Source organism: Okeania sp. SIO2C9, assembly GCF_010672455.1.
In the GTDB taxonomy this organism is placed as follows: Bacteria; Cyanobacteriota; Cyanobacteriia; order Cyanobacteriales; family Microcoleaceae; genus Okeania.
The window spans coordinates 488,447-507,001 of record NZ_JAAHGO010000012.1 but is presented as its reverse complement, the minus strand read 5'-3'; the positions used below and the strand labels follow the sequence as shown (position 1 = coordinate 507,001).

At 36.0% G+C, this 18,555-nt stretch carries 12 protein-coding genes; 8 read left to right on the top strand and 4 right to left on the bottom strand.

The window, feature by feature from the left end; genetic code table 11:
• From F6K23_RS12610 to F6K23_RS12590, 5 genes are all read left to right on the top strand, one after another.
• A partial coding sequence (locus F6K23_RS12610; protein ID WP_293155483.1) for a glycine betaine ABC transporter substrate-binding protein occupies nt 1-434 on the top strand: 434 nt, incomplete at its 5' end.
• 165 nt (nt 435-599) lie between these two features.
• The gene (gene proX, locus F6K23_RS12605; RefSeq protein ID WP_293155480.1) at nt 600-1,691 is read left to right on the top strand and encodes a glycine betaine/L-proline ABC transporter substrate-binding protein ProX; all 1,092 of its coding nucleotides are present in this window, start codon (nt 600-602) and stop codon (nt 1,689-1,691) included.
• Between the two features lie 1,203 nt (nt 1,692-2,894).
• The gene (thrS, locus tag F6K23_RS12600) at nt 2,895-4,721 is read left to right on the top strand and encodes a threonine--tRNA ligase (RefSeq protein ID WP_293155477.1); all 1,827 of its coding nucleotides are present in this window, start codon (nt 2,895-2,897) and stop codon (nt 4,719-4,721) included.
• A gap of 1,116 nt (nt 4,722-5,837) precedes the next feature.
• Complete coding sequence (locus F6K23_RS12595) at nt 5,838-6,026, top strand: hypothetical protein (protein ID WP_044136527.1); 189 nt, start codon at nt 5,838-5,840, stop codon at nt 6,024-6,026.
• Entirely contained in the window at nt 6,011-6,298 is a 288-nt protein-coding gene (locus tag F6K23_RS12590) for a type II toxin-antitoxin system RelE/ParE family toxin (RefSeq protein ID WP_293155469.1), read from the top strand. Before F6K23_RS12595 ends, F6K23_RS12590 begins: the two co-directional genes overlap by 16 nt.
• A gap of 719 nt (nt 6,299-7,017) precedes the next feature.
• Here F6K23_RS12590 and F6K23_RS12585 read toward each other — a convergent pair.
• Nucleotides 7,018-8,670, bottom strand: coding sequence for a YcjF family protein (locus F6K23_RS12585; RefSeq protein WP_293155466.1), 1,653 nt, complete (start codon nt 8,668-8,670; stop codon nt 7,018-7,020).
• Between the two features lie 814 nt (nt 8,671-9,484).
• Between F6K23_RS12585 and F6K23_RS12580 the strand changes: the two genes are divergently transcribed.
• Entirely contained in the window at nt 9,485-11,713 is a 2,229-nt protein-coding gene (locus F6K23_RS12580; protein ID WP_293155463.1) for an amino acid permease, read from the top strand.
• A gap of 983 nt (nt 11,714-12,696) precedes the next feature.
• On the opposite strand, the gene F6K23_RS12575 is transcribed toward F6K23_RS12580, so the two are convergent.
• Nucleotides 12,697-13,095 carry a response regulator gene (locus F6K23_RS12575; RefSeq protein ID WP_293155460.1) on the bottom strand — a complete coding sequence of 133 codons (399 nt, stop codon included), beginning with the start codon at nt 13,093-13,095 and terminating at the stop codon, nt 12,697-12,699.
• A gap of 877 nt (nt 13,096-13,972) precedes the next feature.
• Here F6K23_RS12575 and F6K23_RS12570 point away from each other — a divergent pair.
• On the top strand, nt 13,973-16,579 hold the full coding sequence (locus F6K23_RS12570; protein ID WP_293155457.1) for a DNA topoisomerase (ATP-hydrolyzing) subunit A: 2,607 nt from the start codon (nt 13,973-13,975) through the stop codon (nt 16,577-16,579).
• Complete coding sequence (locus F6K23_RS12565) at nt 16,569-16,778, top strand: hypothetical protein (protein ID WP_293155455.1); 210 nt, start codon at nt 16,569-16,571, stop codon at nt 16,776-16,778. Before F6K23_RS12570 ends, F6K23_RS12565 begins: the two co-directional genes overlap by 11 nt.
• Nucleotides 16,779-17,245: 467 nt before the next feature.
• Here the strand turns inward: F6K23_RS12565 and F6K23_RS12560 are convergent, their stop codons facing one another.
• Both F6K23_RS12560 and F6K23_RS12555 read right to left on the bottom strand, forming a co-directional pair.
• Nucleotides 17,246-17,677, bottom strand: a complete 432-nt coding sequence (locus tag F6K23_RS12560) for a hypothetical protein (protein WP_293155453.1) — start codon at nt 17,675-17,677, stop codon at nt 17,246-17,248.
• Between the two features lie 305 nt (nt 17,678-17,982).
• On the bottom strand, nt 17,983-18,480 hold the full coding sequence (locus F6K23_RS12555; protein ID WP_293155450.1) for an ADP-ribosylation family protein: 498 nt from the start codon (nt 18,478-18,480) through the stop codon (nt 17,983-17,985).
• Nucleotides 18,481-18,555: the final 75 nt, after the last annotated feature.

Here is an 18,555-nt window from a genome sequence, read left to right as displayed (position 1 = left end):
ATCATCATCTTAAAGCTTATGAATTAGAAGATACAGTAGAACATAATCAAGGACAATATGAAATTCTTTTGGCAGATGCAATGACTCGTTATCAGGAAGGAAAACCAATTCTTTATTATGCCTACGATACTCATTGGATATCTACAAAATTAAAACCAGGTAAAGATGTAGTTTGGTTAGAAGTACCTTTTACACCTTTACCAAAAGAGATGGGAAATTTGACTGAAAAAGATACGTCTCTAGATGGAAAAAATTTTGGCTTTCAGATAATGCAACAGCGTATAGTAGCTAATAAAAAATTCCTAGAAAATAATCCAGTTGCTAAACGATGGTTTGAATTAGTACAAATTCCAGTTGCCGATATGAATGAGGAAAGTTTACGTATTAAAGAGGGAGAAGACAAACCAAAAGATATTATGCGTCATGCTCAATAATGGGTAAAAAATCATCAACAAAAATATGATACTTGGTTATAAACAGCGATAAAAGCTGCTAATTAAGAATAAATAATGTTGCTAATTTTTCAAGAATTTAATGGATTTGAAAAATCAGAAAAAAGGCTGAAACTAATTTATAAACCGCTATAATTTTGTAATCAATTGAGTCGTAAACTACCAGATATTAAATCTTTTTCAATCAATCAAACTCAAATGAAACAAAAATACCTGAAAATTTTCTTAGGAACAATCCTCACCAGCTTATTAATAATTTTTACTTCCTGTCAACAAGTTCCTGATAATCAAACAGTTACTATTAGGAGTGCTAATAGTACCTTTATACAAGAATTATTTCAAACCGAAGTAGTAAATATAGGTTTAGAAAAACTAGGATACAAAATCAAAAAACCAAAACAAATTGAATATCCAGCAATTTATATTTCTCTTGCCAATGGAGACCTAGACTATAGTGTTGTTTACTATGAACCACAACACAATGAATTCTTTGAAAATGCTGGTGGTCAAGAAAAGTTAGAGAAAGTTGGAAAATTAACTCCCGATGGAGTACAAAGATATGAAATTGACAAAAAAACAGCCGATAAATATAACATTACTAATCTTCAACAATTAAAAAATCCAGAAATAGCCAAACTTTTTGATTCCGATGGAGATGGCAAAGCAAATTTAGTAGGTTGTAATCCTGGTTGGTCTTGTGAGTTAACTATCAATCATCATCTTAAAGCTTATGAATTAGAAGATACAGTAGAACATAATCAAGGACAATATGAAATTCTTTTGGCAGATGCAATGACTCGTTATCAGGAAGGAAAACCAATTCTTTATTATGCCTACGATACTCATTGGATATCTACAAAATTAAAACCAGGTAAAGATGTAGTTTGGTTAGAAGTACCTTTTACACCTTTACCAAAAGAGATGGGAAATTTGACTGAAAAAGATACGTCTCTAGATGGAAAAAATTTTGGCTTTCAGATAATGCAACAGCGTATAGTAGCTAATAAAAAATTCTTAAAAAACAATCCAGTTGCTAAACGATGGTTTGAATTAGTACAAATTCCAGTTGCCGATATGAGTGAGGAAAGTTTACGTATTAAAGAGGGAGAAGACCAACCAGAAGATATTCTCCGTCATGCCCAGGAGTGGATAAAAAATAATCAAGAAAAATGTGATAGTTGGTTAGAAAAAGCAAGACAAGAAACTGATTCATTAGACATCTCCAATAATAAAAAATAAAATTAACTACCATACACAAATAATTAACTCTTTCAGCCTACTCCCTACTACCTCTTTTCTGGAGATCTCTATTGTAAATAGAATTTAAGCAAAACACTATCCATAATATTATTAATATAATCGTATATAGTAGTCAAAAACTATAACGTTTGATATGCGTAGCGTTGAAACCTCAAAAATCCCTAAATGATGATTAACTAAACTAGAATAGAGTCTTCCTCTTTTCCTGTGAATCAAAATCTAGAAAAAAACACTAGATATAGTAATCAAAAACTATAACGTTTTATATATGTAGTGTTTGAACCTCAAAAATCCCTCAATGGATAATTAACTAAACTTGAGTAGAGCTTTCCTCTTCTCCTGTAAATCAAAATTAAGAAAAAAAACGCTAGATATAGTAATCAAAAACTATAACGTTTGATATATGTAGCGTTGAAACCTCAAAAATCCCTCAATGGATAATTAACTAAACTAGAATAAAGTCTTTCTCTATTCCTGTGAATCAAAAATTTAGAAAAAACACTAGATGTAGTAATCAAAAACTATAACGTTTTATATATGTAGTGTTTGAACCTCAAAAATCCCTCAATGGATAATTAACTAAACTTGAGTAGAGCTTTCCTCTTCTCCTGTGAATCAAAATTAAGAAAAAAACACTAGATATAGTAATCAAAAACTATAACGTTTTATATATGTAGTGTTTGAACCTCAAAAATCCCTCAATGGATAATTAACTAAACTTGAGTAGAGCTTTCCTCTTCTCCTGTGAATCAAAATTAAGAAAAAAACACTAGATATAGTAATCAAAAACTATAACGTTTGATATATGTAGCGTTGAAACCTCAAAAATCCCTCAATGGATAATTAACTAAACTAGAATAAAGTCTTTCTCTATTCCTGTGAATCAAAAATTTAGAAAAAACACTAGATGTAGTAATCAAAAACTATAACGTTTTATATATGTAGTGTTTGAACCTCAAAAATCCCTCAATGGATAATTAACTAAACTTGAGTAGAGCTTTCCTCTTCTCCTGTGAATCAAAATTAAGAAAAAAACACTAGATATAGTAATCAAAAACTATAACGTTTGATATCTGTAGTGTTGAAATCTCAAAAATCCCTAAATGGATGATTAACTAAACTAGAATAGAGCTTTCCTCTTCTCCTGTGCAAATATAAAAAAAATCCAAGAATAAACAGCCAATGTCTAGGCCAGAATCTAATCCTTCCCCAGAACAACCAGAAAAAATTCATTTACCTCGCACCAGCGAGTCAGAAACTCTCAAAAAAATTCGTCATACCACATCCCATGTCATGGCAATGGCCGTACAAAAGCTGTTTCCCAAGGCACAAGTAACAATTGGTCCTTGGATCGAAAATGGCTTTTACTACGACTTTGATACCCCCGAACCATTTACAGAAGCTGACCTCAAAACCATCAAAAAAGAGATGGTCAAAATAATCAAACGCGACTTACCCGTCATTAGAGAAGAAGTCAGCCGCGAAGAAGCCAAACGTAGAATAGAACAAATTAAAGAACCATATAAATTAGAAATCCTCGAAGACTTAGAAGAACCAATTACCATTTATCATCTTGGTGAAGAATGGTGGGATTTATGTGCAGGTCCCCACATAGAAACAACAAAGCAACTTAATCCTAAAGCGATCGACTTAGAAAGTATCGCCGGAGCTTATTGGCGCGGAGACGAAACCAAAGCCCAATTACAACGTATCTATGGTACTGCTTGGGAAACTCCAGAACAACTAGCCGAATATAAAAGACGTAAAGAAGAAGCTTTCAAAAGAAACCATCGTAAACTAGGTAAAGAATTAGGACTATTTATGTTTTCCGACCTTGTTGGACCGGGATTACCTCTGTGGACTCCCAAAGGTACAATGTTAAAGAATTCATTGAAAGACTTTCTCCAACAAGAACAACAGAAACGGGGTTATTTACCTGTAGATACTCCCCATATTGCCAGAGTCGATTTATTCAAAACTTCCGGACATTGGCAAAAGTATAAAGAGGATATGTTCCCGATGATGGCTGAGGATGAGGAATCAGAAGCTCAGGAACAGGGTTTTGTTTTAAAACCAATGAACTGTCCATTCCATATCCAAATTTATAAACAGGACTTACGTTCTTATCGGGAGTTACCAATACGACTTGCCGAGTTTGGCACTGTTTACCGCCATGAAAAGTCTGGGGAATTAGGTGGTTTAACCCGAGTCCGAGGTTTCACTCAAGATGATTCTCATTTGTTTGTGACACCCGAACAACTTGAAGCCGAGTTTCTTAGTGTGGTAGACTTAACTCTATTTGTGTTTAAAAATCTACAACTAAATAATTTTAAGGCTAGATTAAGTTTCCGTGACCCTGACTCAGATAAGTACATTGGTTCTGATGAGGCTTGGGAAAAAGCTGAAGGTGCTATTCGCCGGGCTGTGGAAAAAATGGGTATGGAGCATTTTGAGGGTATTGGTGAAGCGGCGTTCTATGGTCCAAAGTTAGATTTTATTTTCCAGGATGCTTTGGAGCGAGAATGGCAGTTGGGTACTGTACAGGTAGACTATAATTTGCCCGAACGGTTTGATTTAGAATATGTGGCAGAAGATGGAACAAGAAAGCGTCCAGTTATGATTCACCGGGCACCTTTTGGTTCCTTGGAAAGGTTGATTGGAATTTTGATTGAGGAATATGCAGGAGATTTTCCTTTGTGGTTAGCTCCTACCCAAACTAGACTTTTGCCTGTTAATTCTGAATTTTTGCCCTTTGCTCAAGAGGTTACTGCTCAAATGCGTCAAGTAGGTATTCGTGCTGAGGTAGATATTAGTAACGAACGTTTGGGTAAGTTGATTAGAAATGCTGAGAAGGCCAAAATTCCTGTAATGGCTGTAGTTGGAGCTAAGGAAGTTGAGTCAAATAGTCTGAGTATTCGGACTCGTGCTGCTGGGGAATTAGGTTCTATACCTGTGCCAGATGTAATTGAGAAGATGACTGGGGCGATCGCTAACTATGAAAATTTCTAGACTTTTATCTCAACGTTGGTTGAAGACTCATGCTCTCCTGGCAAGGGAGCGTCACATGGGAAAACCAATCAATGTTGCGGTTTTTCTAAAGTCTGTGATATGGCAGTTAAATTAAGGCTGCTGGGCTACGAGAGCATCGGGGCGACGTACTGTGGAGCGCCCCTTTAGAGCAAAAAGAGGTTCGGCCTCGGAGACAGCTGCTATGTTTCGCTTCGCGACATGTTTGCGGAGCATGACCATAGGAAAAAGCGCAGCTGTTCTGTCAATAGGCAGCAGAAAGTCCCTATCAGTTATCGAGTGGGAATCTCGTGTTGTCGCGTAAGGGCAACATCGGTAGGATGTCAAGTATTGTTTAACCTTCATTGCACAACCATCATCAATTCTAATTAGGTTACTACATAAAGAAACAGGAAGTAATTAAAAATTAAAAATTTACTTTAACTAATCTCCACATAAGTATTTACACCTGCTTTCTGATAAATTGAGAGCGGGTTTATTTATTTGACTTGTTATTTGGTAAGCTCTTGATAGTATTTAAAAGTTTTGAATTGAATAATTTATGAAGGGCCATAAATTAATAATGACTAGTCCAAATTTCTACCATTAAATTATGCCAAATTGCATTTGATAGGTCTATCTGTAGAAAGTAAAACTTTTCTTTGAAGACGATTAAGAAGTCTATATCAAGTTATACTTTGCAGGGATCATAAATATAGATGATTGACCAATAAGTTATTAGCTATAAGTAATTACACTGGTAGCTGATAGCTCAAAGTGATAGTATTCTCTTTCAAAAGTTAAATCAGATTGTTATATTATTGATAGGTATATTACCTTCCTTATATTTAGAGCCAAGGTCGGCGATAATCTGACATATTTTGTTTGCGGAAGGCGCTAGAACATGAAAGCATCTAATTTAAAGGAACTATATGAGACCAAAAGGTTTCAAAATAATAAAATTAGAGATAAAAATGATTAATATCTTAAAGGTTCTTCTAAGAGGGGATGTGTTTTTCGCTTTTTTATGCTTGGAAAGCGCAAAAATGCAAAGCACCAGATGTCGCTGTCCAATGGCTCATGTACAGCTAGGAACAGTGACTTAATAATATGAACTTTATGAATACCGCTAAGAAAAAAGTAGAATCTCTATTAAGTAAATTGCCAGATAATTGCTCCCTTGAAGATGTTCAATATCATTTATATGTAATTGAAAAAGTTCTTCATGGTTTAGAAGTAGCTGATAAAGAAAGAAAAATTACACAAGAAGAAGCTGAAGGGCTTTTGAGTAAATGGGTTATAAAGTAGTTTGGTCTTCTAAAGCTATAGATGATGTGGATGCGATCGCCTCCTACATAGCGCGTGACTCTGTTTCTTATGCTGCAGCAGTAGTCCATAGGATAATTAATGTCACTAAAAACTTGATTCATAATCCTTTACAAGGAGAAGTGGTCAAAGAGTTTGGAGATGAAAGTTACCGACAAGATTATGCTTATAGTTATCGAGTCCTTTATCAAGTTAAAGGTCCGACAGTAATTGTTGCTGCGGTTATTCATGGAAAAAGGTTATTAGATTTATAGCTGATGGCTGTAGTGTCCAATCAAATATTAGCTCAGAACCGAGTTTCATTAGAAGCTCGGTTTTCTAACTTGAGGGAGTAGGGAGTCAAAATTTAGAATTTAGAATTTAGAATTTAGAATTTAGAACTCACGAGTTATATTAGGAAGAGAGAGAGGGTGTATTTCACTCCAGCGGAATTTGCTGTATCTCCTAATCATAAAAAATAAAATTAATTATTGTACTAAATACATTAATTATTTCTGCCTACTCTCTATTTTTCTACTTATAAAATTACCAATTTTCCCATCATTTTGCTCTACTTTCTTTATCCTAATCATTAGAAGTCAAAATTCAAAAGTTAGAAGTTATAAGTTAGAAGTAAAAAGTTAGAAGTAAAAAGTTAGAAGTAAAAAGTTAAAAGTTATATTAGGAGGAGACAGAGGGTGTATTTCACTCCAGCGGAATCTGCTGTATCTCCTAATCATAAAAAATCCAATTAATTATTGTACTAAATACATTAATTATTTCTGCCTACTCCCTATTTTTCTACCTTCTAAAATTACCAATTTTCCCATAAAGTTAAAAGTTAAAAGTTAAAAGTTAGGAGTCAGAAAGAGAGAGAGGGTATATTTCACTCCAGCGGAATCTGCTGTATCTCCTAATCATAAAAAATCCAATTAATTATCGTACTAAATACATTAATTATTTCTGCCTACTCCCTATTTTTCTACTTATAAAATTACCAATTTTCCCATTTTGCTCTACTTTCTGTATCCCAATCATTAATAGTATTATCTTGGTTTTTGATTGATTGAGATTGATAATTAACTTCTTCTAAATCGTATTCTTCTTGTGCTTCAAGCTCTTCATTAGAGGCATAAATATTAGTCAAAGGCTCTACAACTTTAGCCAGCGCATCTTGAATAAACAACTTAACAAATGCATCTTTTTTTGTTAATTGAAATTGTGTTTGTACTACCTCTGTAATGCCACCATCTCCCCAATCTTGATTATGACTAAAATACTCAATAAAACTCTTCCCAGCAATTCTAGTTAAATAAGCTGCACTTACCCCTTGAATTGCCTTCCCAATTAAAAAAGTTGCTACAGTTAATTGTAAAGCTGTAGAAATTAATTTAATCACCCCTTCAACAATGCCCAAACTAGCAAGTGTTTTAGCCAAAGACATTGCTAACTCTTGCCCTCTTTCAAGGTTTAATTCACAACCATAAACTTTACCAATTTCTATCACCATTTGAGCATTAACTGCAGCTGTGGCCAAAACATCAACTACAGGTAAAGGCGTCACAGCAATAACCCCTGCTCCTATCCACTGAAACCTTTCTACAACCTTCTCTGCTTGTCGTCGTCTTTGACCATCAATTAAACATCTTGCTTCTTCCCCTAAACGTTGAGATTTGAGCAAAATATTATCAGCAATCAAATCTTCTCCCTCAGCCCGCAAAATAGCAGCCATACGTCTGATTAAAGCCATAATATCAGGTTCTGGCTGATATATTTCTCCAGTCTCAAGCTTAACAGAATGAGGATGAGCAGCGATCGCCACAATATCCATTTTGCTAAACCCTACTAACCTTTCCCTGAGCTTAACAATAATTGCTTTTTGGTCCTCTTCAGTGTAGAGGTCAATCTTATTAAAGACCACAAGCGATCGCTTACCAATGTCCACCAAACCTTTCAAAGCAGTATATTCAGACTGCTGTAAATCATTATCAACCACAAATAATAGTAGATTAGCCTCTGTCGCCAAAACCCTTGCCATTTGACCCCTTTCCGTACCTGCTATTCCCGCTTCTAGAATTCCTGGAGTATCAGTAATTAAAATTTCTTTTTCCAATCCTGGCATTTTTAAATGATATGTTTCTCCGACTGTAGTTGACCCCATAGGTGCTTCTACCCTACCCACCATCTGACCCATAAGTGCATTAACCACAGAAGTCTTACCAGCAGAACCCGTACCAAAAACAACAACTTTTACATCACCTCGTGCTAGACTAGCTTCTATTTCTTGTGAACGGTTCAATAATGCTTGCCGAGCAACTTCATCTTGAATTAATATAACCTGTTGTCTTACTGCCTTAAGAGATTCAGAAGCTACCTCAGATTTCACAACCGGAATCTTAACTTTAACTTTCGACCCTCGTCGCCGTTGATTTTTTTGAATGGTATATAGTCTCAGATAATATATGAAAGCAAAAATGACTATCCCAATTAGGAGAATTAATAGTAATAGTAATAGGTTGGCCACAAATGGGGGGGCAGACCATGAAACTTGACTATATAACCATGATAAAGAACCAATTAGCCAAATTATGAGCAATAAAATTAGGCTGAGACCTAGAATCAATATTAACAGGCGGGAAGTAGGCATTTTCAGTTATCAGTTATCAGTTAACAGTTAACAGTATCTCCTAATGAAGTAGGAGGCTTTAAATACTGAATTTTATTTTAGTAAATCCTCTTCTTTTCAAGGAGAAGTAATTGTTAATTATTAATAATAAATAATTAATTGTTGAACTACATCATTTAATATAAAACTTGACAAAGTAGACAAATTATGTGTACCTCTTTGAGAGGCTTTTTCCGAAGAAAAGTGTTTTGAGAATTGTAGACAAGATTGTTATTCCCCGCACCTCCCACACCTTCCACACCTCCCACTCTTCCCACAGCCAGATAGCGGGCAATAGCTAATAGTGAAAAAAAGTGAACTGTATTCGATTCATCATCTGTCTATTTCCTAAGTACTATGGCTTATATATCTAATACTATTAAAAAAAAAGAATGTTACAGATAATAGGGGGTAATTAAAAGACTTTACAGGAGATATCACTTTGACTAAAAATATAACTTACGACCTCATAAATGGTATTGAAGCTATTGATTCTGACTCCTTACTCCTAATAAATAACTGAGCTATTTGTAGCAAATATTTATAAAATTGGTATAAAATATCTTTGCTTTACAAGCTAATGGTCGGGAGTTTTTTTGATTCTAGAAATTAAATTAATCAAGAAAAAATAACATCAGCTTTAAAAATCCCTATTATTTGTTGGTATGCAATATTTTGAGTTGAAACACTATCTAAAATCTAAAACTTGAAAGCTAGGACATAAAGCAAAGATAGGTATTTAATTAAATGTATAGATAACTTGAAACAGAAGTTAAAATATTAAAATTTTGTATGTATGAAGCTATTTAAAAAACCATCAGAAGAAAAACAATCAACTCCGAAAACTGCTTCTGACAATAGTAATGAAACAGGTTTAGGAACATTTGGTGGTGTTTATACTCCCTCAATTTTGACAATTTTGGGTGTAATTATGTACCTCCGCTTTGGGTGGGTAGTAGGTAATGTTGGTTTATTGGGGACTTTGACCATCGTCACTTTGTCCACAGGAATTACCTTTTTAACTTCTTTGTCAGTCAGCGCGATCGCCACAGACCGAATAGTCAAAGGAGGAGGTGCATATTATATGATTAGTCGGTCTCTAGGTATTGAAACAGGTGGTGCAGTAGGAATACCCCTATACTTTGCCCAAGCTCTATCAGTAGCTCTTTATACTATTGGTTTTGCAGAAAGCTTAGTAGATGCCTTTGGTGGCCTTAATCAACTATATGTAGCTCTAGCTACAACTATAGCAGTGGCAGTCTTAGCCATAACTTCGGCAGAGATTGCTATTAAGGCCCAGTATTTTATTATGGTCGCGATAATTCTATCTCTACTTTCATTTGTATTCGGACATCCCCTAGAAACAACAAATATAGAAATTTGGGGAGGTTCACAGAGAGTATCAGAATCATTTTGGACAGTTTTTGCGGTGTTCTTTCCAGCTGTAACAGGTATTATGGCAGGGGTGAGTATGTCTGGAGACTTGCGAGAACCTAGCCGTTCAATTCCTGTAGGTACTTTGGCAGCAGTTGGTACAGGGTATGTAGTATATATGGTACTACCAATTATCCTGGCTATGCGGGCGGATGCTACTACTTTAATCGAACAACCCCTGGTGATGAAAGAAATGGCTCTTTGGGGGCCGGCCATTTTGTTGGGAGTTTGGGGAGCAACTCTTTCAAGTGCTATAGGTAGTATTCTTGGAGCACCAAGGGTCTTACAAGCTTTAGCAAGAGATGGAGTTTTACCTAGTTGGTTGTCTTTTCTCGGCAATGGTAATGGGCCAAATGATGAACCCAGGATTGGTACAGCAGTAACTTTAGGTGTCGCTACTGCCACAGTTTGTATTGGTGACTTGAATATTATTGCTCCGGTGCTGACAATGTTCTTTTTGACAACTTATATGGTTTTAAATGTTTCAGCAGGTATAGAAGGCTTTTTACAAAGCCCCTCTTTTCGTCCTACATTTCAAGTCCATTGGTCATTATCAATGTTGGGAGCGCTTGGTTGTCTGGCAGTGATGTTTTTGATTAATGCTGTTGCTACAGTTATTGCTGCTTTGATAGTTCTGGCAATATTTATTTGGCTACAGCGACGGGAGTTAGAGACAACTTGGGGAGATGCCAGACGTGGAATATGGATGGCCTTGGTGCGGGAAGGAATTCTTCAAATAGGTGAGGAGGATACTAAAAATTGGCGGCCACATATTTTAGTTTTGTCTGGGATACCAAAAAAACGTTGGTTGTTAATTAAATTTGCAGATGACTTAACTCATAATCGAGGTATGATTACGGTCTGTAGTGTTTTGCCTAGTGCGTCTCGCGATGTCTCTCAGCAAAGTGATATGCAAGATACAATTCGTGAGTATTTGGACAAGCGAGGGGTACAAGCGCTGGTACGAGTAGTGACTGCTACAGATTTTTTTGATGGTGCTAAACTCTTGGTGGAAACTTATGGCATTGGGCCGCTAACGCCAAATACTGTTGTACTTGGAGATAGTCAGGAACCTTCAAGGCGCGATCGCTACTGTCAGTTGATTAGTCATATTCATAAGGCTAAGAAAAATGTAGTGATTTTTCAAGAAGACAGCGATCATGGTTTTGGTCAACATCGTCGAATTGATGTCTGGTGGGGTGGTTTACAAAATAATGGTGGCTTAATGTTACTTCTAGCATATTTGCTGCGTACAGATATGGATTGGCGAAATGCGGAAATTTATTTGAAATTGGTAGTACCCGAACAAGCAGCTATTCAACCAACTCAGGCAAATGTTGATAGTGTGATTCGAAATTTACGGATTAGCGCCAAATCTCAAATTTTGGTTTCTAATGGTCGTCCTTTCTATGATATCTTGCATGATTCTTCTCAAAATGCTGACTTGATTTTTCTGGGAATTCGGACTCCAGGGGAGAATTTTACTCAATATTATGAGGATTTACAGTCCAAAACTGCTAATCTTCCCAGTACGGTATTTGTTCTCGCAGCACCAGGTTTTTCTTATGGTGAAGTTCTCAGCGATCGCTAGTTTTCATTAGATATTTTAGGCATAGAAGTCACTAAAATCAGTAGCGGTAATGTAGATAAATTAATAGACATCTCCTCCAAAAGAGGCAACAGGGAACAGGAAGGAAACAGGGAACAGGGATAAATAATTGACAATTTATAGATAAGAATTGCTTTTATTTTTGATTTTTGGAGATGTCTAATACCAATTCTCATACATTACAGCGCTTTTGCTAATTGATGAACTACATCTTCACAAGCAAAACCTTCTAGGGAAGTTCCATGGAACGTCCCTACTGTGGTCTACCCAAATGAAAACTGCTGTAATGCTATACTTAGGTAACACTTCAGTTATTATGTTTACTACTCCCCTACTCCCCCACTCCCCCACTCCCTTACTTGCCTACTCAAGAAAATGTAGAAAAGTTTTTGAGAGATGGTATAATATATACCCCGCTCCAAAAATGTCAAAATTGGAGCAGGATTATCATCTTAGAGTTATATTCTATTGACTTCTCACCCGACTAAAGTACGGGTGATTCTTACGCAGTCCCATCCGAATCAGTTTAAAAATACGATTCTGAAAAGCCACTAGCTGTCACTGGACATGATTAATTTTTTCCAGTGGTGGTAGTCAAAAACCACCTACAGACTCAAAGTTTGCTTACAAGAATGCCACATACATCGCCCTTACTTTTGTCTCGCTTTCAGAGTGGTTTTACTCAAGGAGTGAGCTATCAATCCCTATCCTTGCTGCCTGTTTGTCTGTGCCGAGTGTCTCGGTAGAACTATGCCACTAGTTTCTTCCTGACAGGAGTTTCACCCCTACAAGCATTGAGTCTATGGGACAAACCTTGTTCCTACTTGCATTCATTGGTATTATCCCATATTTTGGGATACTTGGGAATAAATTTGCACAACTTGTTTTCATCCAAGGGCTAAAGCCACTTGGCTTTCAACTGCACGTTTTTTTTGTAAAGTTTGTGGTCATTTTTTAGATCATAATTAATCAGAAGGTAATAATGCCTTAATCTGACTGACAAATTCTTGATGATCCACTACTGGTTTAGAAATATAACTATCCGCACCACTTTGCTTCAAAAAAGATTCTCGGTCACCTGCCATAGCATGAGCTGTCACTAATATGATTGGTATTTTATTCGTTTCAGGGTTAGCTTTAAGAATTTGAGTAATTTTAATACCATCAACAGATTTACCTTGGTAAACACTACGAGCTAGAGAAACATCCATCAAAATCAAGTCTGCTTCCCCTGAGTTAGCCATTTTTACTACTTCTTCCACATCTTCTGTGTGTTTAACAGCTAAACCACCTCTTTTGGTCAAAATCTTGGAAAAAACTCTAGCATTAACTTGATCGTCTTCTACAATCAAAACAGTTTTCATATAGGTCTCCCGCTAAATACTCGTAAATGTAAAAACCCCATTATAAAGTTTAGACTAAATTTTTTTATAGATAGGGAAAGCCAACTTAGTTTAACTACTTTCAGTTTAATCAATTAAAAATTACATAATCACTTACTAAACTAACTAAATAGCTATTGTTTTAAGTTTTTCTAATGGTTATCTATGAGTTTTTGGACGTTTACCTCACCAGAGAGAAGCTTAATAGTCCAATCTTATTGGGATAAAGATTAAGAACATATTTTCTTCTGACTACTATGATAATCACAAAAGTAATCTAGAAATACTACTTTTAGCAGCTCCAATGCAGGAATCTAAAACATCAATAATCATACATACTTATCGAGGTAAGATTTCAATTCCTTCAGCATAATAGAGGTTAACATACTTTACCTTCATGTAGTTGTACAACTACCTAAAGTGGCATAGCAGATATTTTCGATCTGCATAGCCTTCAAAGTATTAGTTGGCTAAGTAGGTAATATTTTAAGCTTTAACCCAAGTTTGTGCTCGATCAAATATAAATAATTATTCCTATAATCAACTATGGTCAAAAGATTTGAGGTGTGTTAGCTACTATCTCCAAAAAATCTTGTGTACATTAAAAAAAATAGAGGAAGAAAGTTACTACTGTGAGAGTCTATAAAAATATTAAATTTACTTTGCCTGAATTAGAAAAAAACATCCCTCAATACACTCCAATTAGTAAACTGATGTGCATATAAGTTGGGTATTCCTTGTTACCTTTGAGAAAATTTAGGTATTCCATGCTGAAAATCTTAAATTGTCATAACATTTTGACTTAGTCTCTCAATTGTGATTCGTCATTTTTTATAAATCGTAATCTAAATAGCAACTCATGGCCAAACAATTAAATCTGCTCTCCGGACAAGTCGTTACTGCAGCGCTGCATATTGAAATGCAGCAATCATATCTTGAATATGCCATGAGTGTGATTGTCGGTAGAGCCTTGCCAGATGTTAGAGATGGACAAAAGCCAGTGCATCGTCGAATTCTATACGCCATGCATGAACTTGGTCTCACCCCGGACAGACAATTTCGTAAATGCGCTAGGGTGGTTGGGGATGTTTTGGGAAAATATCATCCTCACGGCGACCAAGCTGTTTATGATGCTATGGTGCGGATGATTCAAGACTTTTCTAGTCGTTATCCATTAATTGATGGACACGGTAACTTTGGCTCTATCGACAATGACCCTGCTGCTGCTATGCGCTATACAGAAAGTCGCTTGGCATCTATTGGTAATGAAGGTTTACTTACCCAAATTAGTGAGGCTACAGTTGACTATACCAACAACTTTGATGGGTCTCAGCAAGAACCTACTGTATTACCGGCACAATTACCTTTTTTATTACTTAATGGTTCTTCTGGTATTGCAGTGGGAATGGCGACTAATGTTCCGCCACATAATCTGGGAGAAGTAGTGGATGGCCTTATTGCTTTAATTGATAATCCTAATCTTTCTGATGAAAAGTTATTTAGATTGATTCCTGGGCCTGATTTTCCTACTGGTGGGGAAATTGTTAGTACTGATGGCATTATTGATGCTTATACTAAAGGTAGGGGTAGTATTCCTATTAGGGGAGTGGCCACTATTGAGGAAGTTCCTACAGCTCGTGGGCGTCGCACAAAAAGGGCTATTGTGGTGACAGAGTTGCCTTATCAGGTTAATAAGGCGGGTTGGATTGAAAAAACTGCAGATTTGGTTAATGCGGGTAAAATAGAGGGTATTTCTGATTTGCGAGATGAAAGCGATCGCTCTGGTATTAGGGTTGTAATTGAGCTTAAACGTGAGGCTGATCCTAGTGTTGTACTTCACCACCTCTATCAGCACACTGATTTACTTTCAAAGTTTGGTGCTATTATGTTGGCTTTGGTTGATGCACAACCACGACAGTTATCTCTACGAGATTTTTTACAGGAGTTTATTAGTTTTAGGGAGCAAACTTTAACTCGTCGCTACAGGAATGATTTGGAAATAGCTCAAGGTAGGTGTGATATAGTTGAGGGTTTGCTCAAAGCTTTAACAGAGTTGGATACTACGATTGATATTCTCAGAAATGCTCCTGATGGTAGTAGTGCTAAGGTTAGTTTCCAAGAAGGTTTGGGTTTGAGTGAAAATCAAGCTGATGCTATTCTGGCAATGCCAATGCGTAGACTGACTGGTTTGGAAAGACAAAAATTGGAGGAGGAATATGAGCAACTGAGGGGGAAAATACAAGAGTTACAGGGTTTATTGAGCGATCGCCGTTTACTTCTCAAAGCGCTGAAAAAAGAATTACGAACTTTAAAACGCAAGTATGGCGATCCTAGACGTACTAGAATTATTGTTCAAGGGGAATCAAATGTTTCTGTTTCTCAACAGAAAAGTAATGTAGAAATTGGTAGTCAAGAAACAAATAAAGAAGCTAAAGGTAGAGGTAGAAAATCAAAAAGTACAACTGTTGAATCGCAATTTTTGACTTTGGAAGCTGCTCCACCACCGACTGAAAAAGTTGTTATAGAATTTACTCACCGAGGATATGTAAGACGATTAGTTGCTAAAGAATTTGAGAAGCATCAAATTGATAAAAAATCTAATATTATTATTGAAAATAGTGATGATTTTACTATTAATATTATTGAGGCAACTACGGACCAAACTTTAGTGGTATTGACTCGTACTGGTAAAGCTTATCCTCTGAAGGTAAATGATATTCCTTCTGGTTCTAATCGTTCGACAACACGACATGAGTATAAGGGTGTACCTTTAGTAACGTTATTATCACCGTCAGCAACTAAGGAAATGACGGATGCTCGTCAGGAGTTTATTATTGCTCAGTTTGTTTTACAGGAAGCTGAAGAAAATAAATATTTAATCATGTTGACTCAAAATGGTAAAATTAAGCGTTTATCTTTGTCTGATTTAAGTGATATTACAAATCGCGGTATAACAGTAATTAAGCTAAAGGAAGATGATGAATTACGTTATGCTAATTTGGCTCAGGTAGGGGAACAAGTAGTTTTGGCAACTTCTGGAGGGAGATTATTAAGATTAGAAATAGATGAGGAACAGTTACCTTTAATGGGACGTACTGCACAGGGGTCTCAAGCAACAAGGTTAAGAAAGCAAGAGGAGTTGGTAGGTTGTGTGACTTTGGATGGAGAAAGCAATTTATTTTTAGTTTCTGAACAGGGTTATGGAAAGCGTATTGCTATTGGTTCGTTGCGAATTGCTAATCGTGGTGGTATTGGTCAGAATGCTTTTCAGTTTACTAGACAAACTGATGTTTTGGCAGGAATAGTTGTTGGTGAGTCGGGTGTAGTAGCTCAGATGTTAACAACTGATGGTAAGGTATGTGGAATGATGGTGGATGTGGTTAAAGTTTATGGACAGGATGATAGGGGTAGTAGGTTGGTGAAATTGGGGGCAAAGGAGAGGATTATTAAGGTGGTTGGTTATTGATAGCAGAAGGAAGAAGGAAGAAGGAAAAAGGAAGAGGGAAGAGGGAAAGTTTAATATGAGGGCAGAAGGAAGAAGGAAAAAGGAAGAGGGAAGAAGAAAGAAGAGGGGAAGTTTTAACATGAGGTTAGATGTTTCCCTAGCTTTTACACAAACTATACCAACGGACATGATATTATTAGGTCTTAATTTACCTTTTTAATTCAAGGAAAACCTCCTGAACGTGTCTTTTAACTGCCTTTATTATTAATAACATTCTTTTTCCAAATTACTATTATTTATAAATCTCGAGGAAGTCCTTGAAATAATGGTTTCTTTATTTTTATGCTCAACTCTTACCTAAAATACTAACTTTTTGAGTGTTTTAGACGTGATATCAGGTACTTTTTTCGACCTCAAAAAGGCTAAATTCTTTATATTTTAATGCTTTTATATTTAATCAGCAAGCCCTAATTATTCTGAGTTTATATGATAGTGCTTTTCACTTTTAAGTTCTACATTCTGAACTTCATCTTATTGCATAAAAGATTATCTTTTAAGAAACAGAGATTTAGATTAGTCTGTATTCAAATAAGTAATACCAAATTGATAAATTTTTGCTACCAATAGCTAGGGTATTTCTTAGAAGTCAGGATTCAGGAGGAAATAAAGAATAAGATCAATTCCAATTTAGACTTCTTTTGAATCAGTCATGTCCACCCATTTAATTTCCCTGTTATTATAGTGAATCTCAAGAATGTGTAACAATGTTTCATGCTGGAGTACAGTGTAAGCTTTTTTAAGTAAATTGTAGGCTCTCTCAGAATATTTTTCACCACCCCAGTACCATAAAGATCGACCTGCTTTTAAAGCAGGTACTACGTTATCATCTGTACATTTATCAAGAAGTGCTTTGTATCCTTCATTGCTACGTTTACTATAAACCTTTGATAATTCATTTCTGCGGAACTTTTCAGGTACACAAAGTCCCAAACCAGTATCTGATGAAACGTTCTCTACTCGATTTTCGACAATCTCTATTGAATTCTTGCCTATACAATCTTGAATGCGTTCTAAAAATCTATTAATTATACTTTTAGCTGTTCGGGCCAGAAGCCGCACGCCATAATCTCTGATTTGACGATGGGATGAATCCCCAGTAACATGATTAATGTAGGTAAAGTTAAATACAAGAGCGAAAGCCGCCTACAAACTGAACCTAGACAACTGAAAGTATGGGGTTTTACAAGGAATTGTGCAGAAATTGCAGCCGCCACTTGTATGTAAAACTTTCAAGGAAAATAGGTAGAGCAAGATTTTTTCTACTCCTTCTCCGGTGGGGCAGCACGGGGAAGTAAAACCAAAGCTCGTGAAATGTCCGCCGGGTTGCCGGGAGTCAACGAGAAGCCAGCGCTATAATCTCCGATTTAGCGACGGGAGCTGTCACTCTCTAGATAATCTTCATCCTCACCCTCTAGAAAATCTGCAAGACATTCATCACAATATTCAAGCTCTTCCTCGCACCGATCAATAAGTGCTGAGAAAATGCTGCTGTAGACCGTTATTTCATCACCATCATTGTTATAATATGACGCAGCACCTCGAAAACCAATAGAAGGGTCATCAAGTAGAAGTCCCCAGTGCAAGCCATCACAATCTCCATGTAAATATGTAAAAAATTCTGGTAAATCTCGATAGTAGCGAAAATGAAGAAGTGCCAATTTCTTAAAATTTTCAGTTAGTAATTTTGGGTTTAATATCAAGCTCAATAGTCCAGAAGGAGATACACGAACTGCACCTAAATCAATCTTCAATTCTTCTTCAGGATAGTTTTGTAAAAAATCAGCTAATTGAAAGATTGAAGTTGGAAAATCTATATTATAATACCCTTTTAGCAAGCTTTGAATATCTACAAACTTTTCCATAATTTTTTTCTCTCTCAAGATAGAATTAAGCATTCAAAAGTCAGCCATCAGCTGTCAGCTATTGCTTTTAGTTTA

Bases quoted from the DNA above. Each gene is read 5' to 3' on its own strand.
- thrS (WP_293155477.1), top strand. From the start codon at position 2,895: ATGTCTAGGCCAGAATCTAATCCTTCCCCAGAACAACCAGAAAAAATT.
- F6K23_RS12595 (WP_044136527.1), top strand. From the start codon at position 5,838: ATGAATACCGCTAAGAAAAAAGTAGAATCTCTATTAAGTAAATTGCCA.
- F6K23_RS12590 (WP_293155469.1), top strand. From the start codon at position 6,011: ATGGGTTATAAAGTAGTTTGGTCTTCTAAAGCTATAGATGATGTGGAT.
- F6K23_RS12585 (WP_293155466.1), bottom strand. From the start codon at position 8,670: ATGCCTACTTCCCGCCTGTTAATATTGATTCTAGGTCTCAGCCTAATT.
- F6K23_RS12580 (WP_293155463.1), top strand. From the start codon at position 9,485: ATGAAGCTATTTAAAAAACCATCAGAAGAAAAACAATCAACTCCGAAA.
- F6K23_RS12575 (WP_293155460.1), bottom strand. From the start codon at position 13,095: ATGAAAACTGTTTTGATTGTAGAAGACGATCAAGTTAATGCTAGAGTT.
- F6K23_RS12570 (WP_293155457.1), top strand. From the start codon at position 13,973: ATGGCCAAACAATTAAATCTGCTCTCCGGACAAGTCGTTACTGCAGCG.
- F6K23_RS12555 (WP_293155450.1), bottom strand. From the start codon at position 18,480: ATGGAAAAGTTTGTAGATATTCAAAGCTTGCTAAAAGGGTATTATAAT.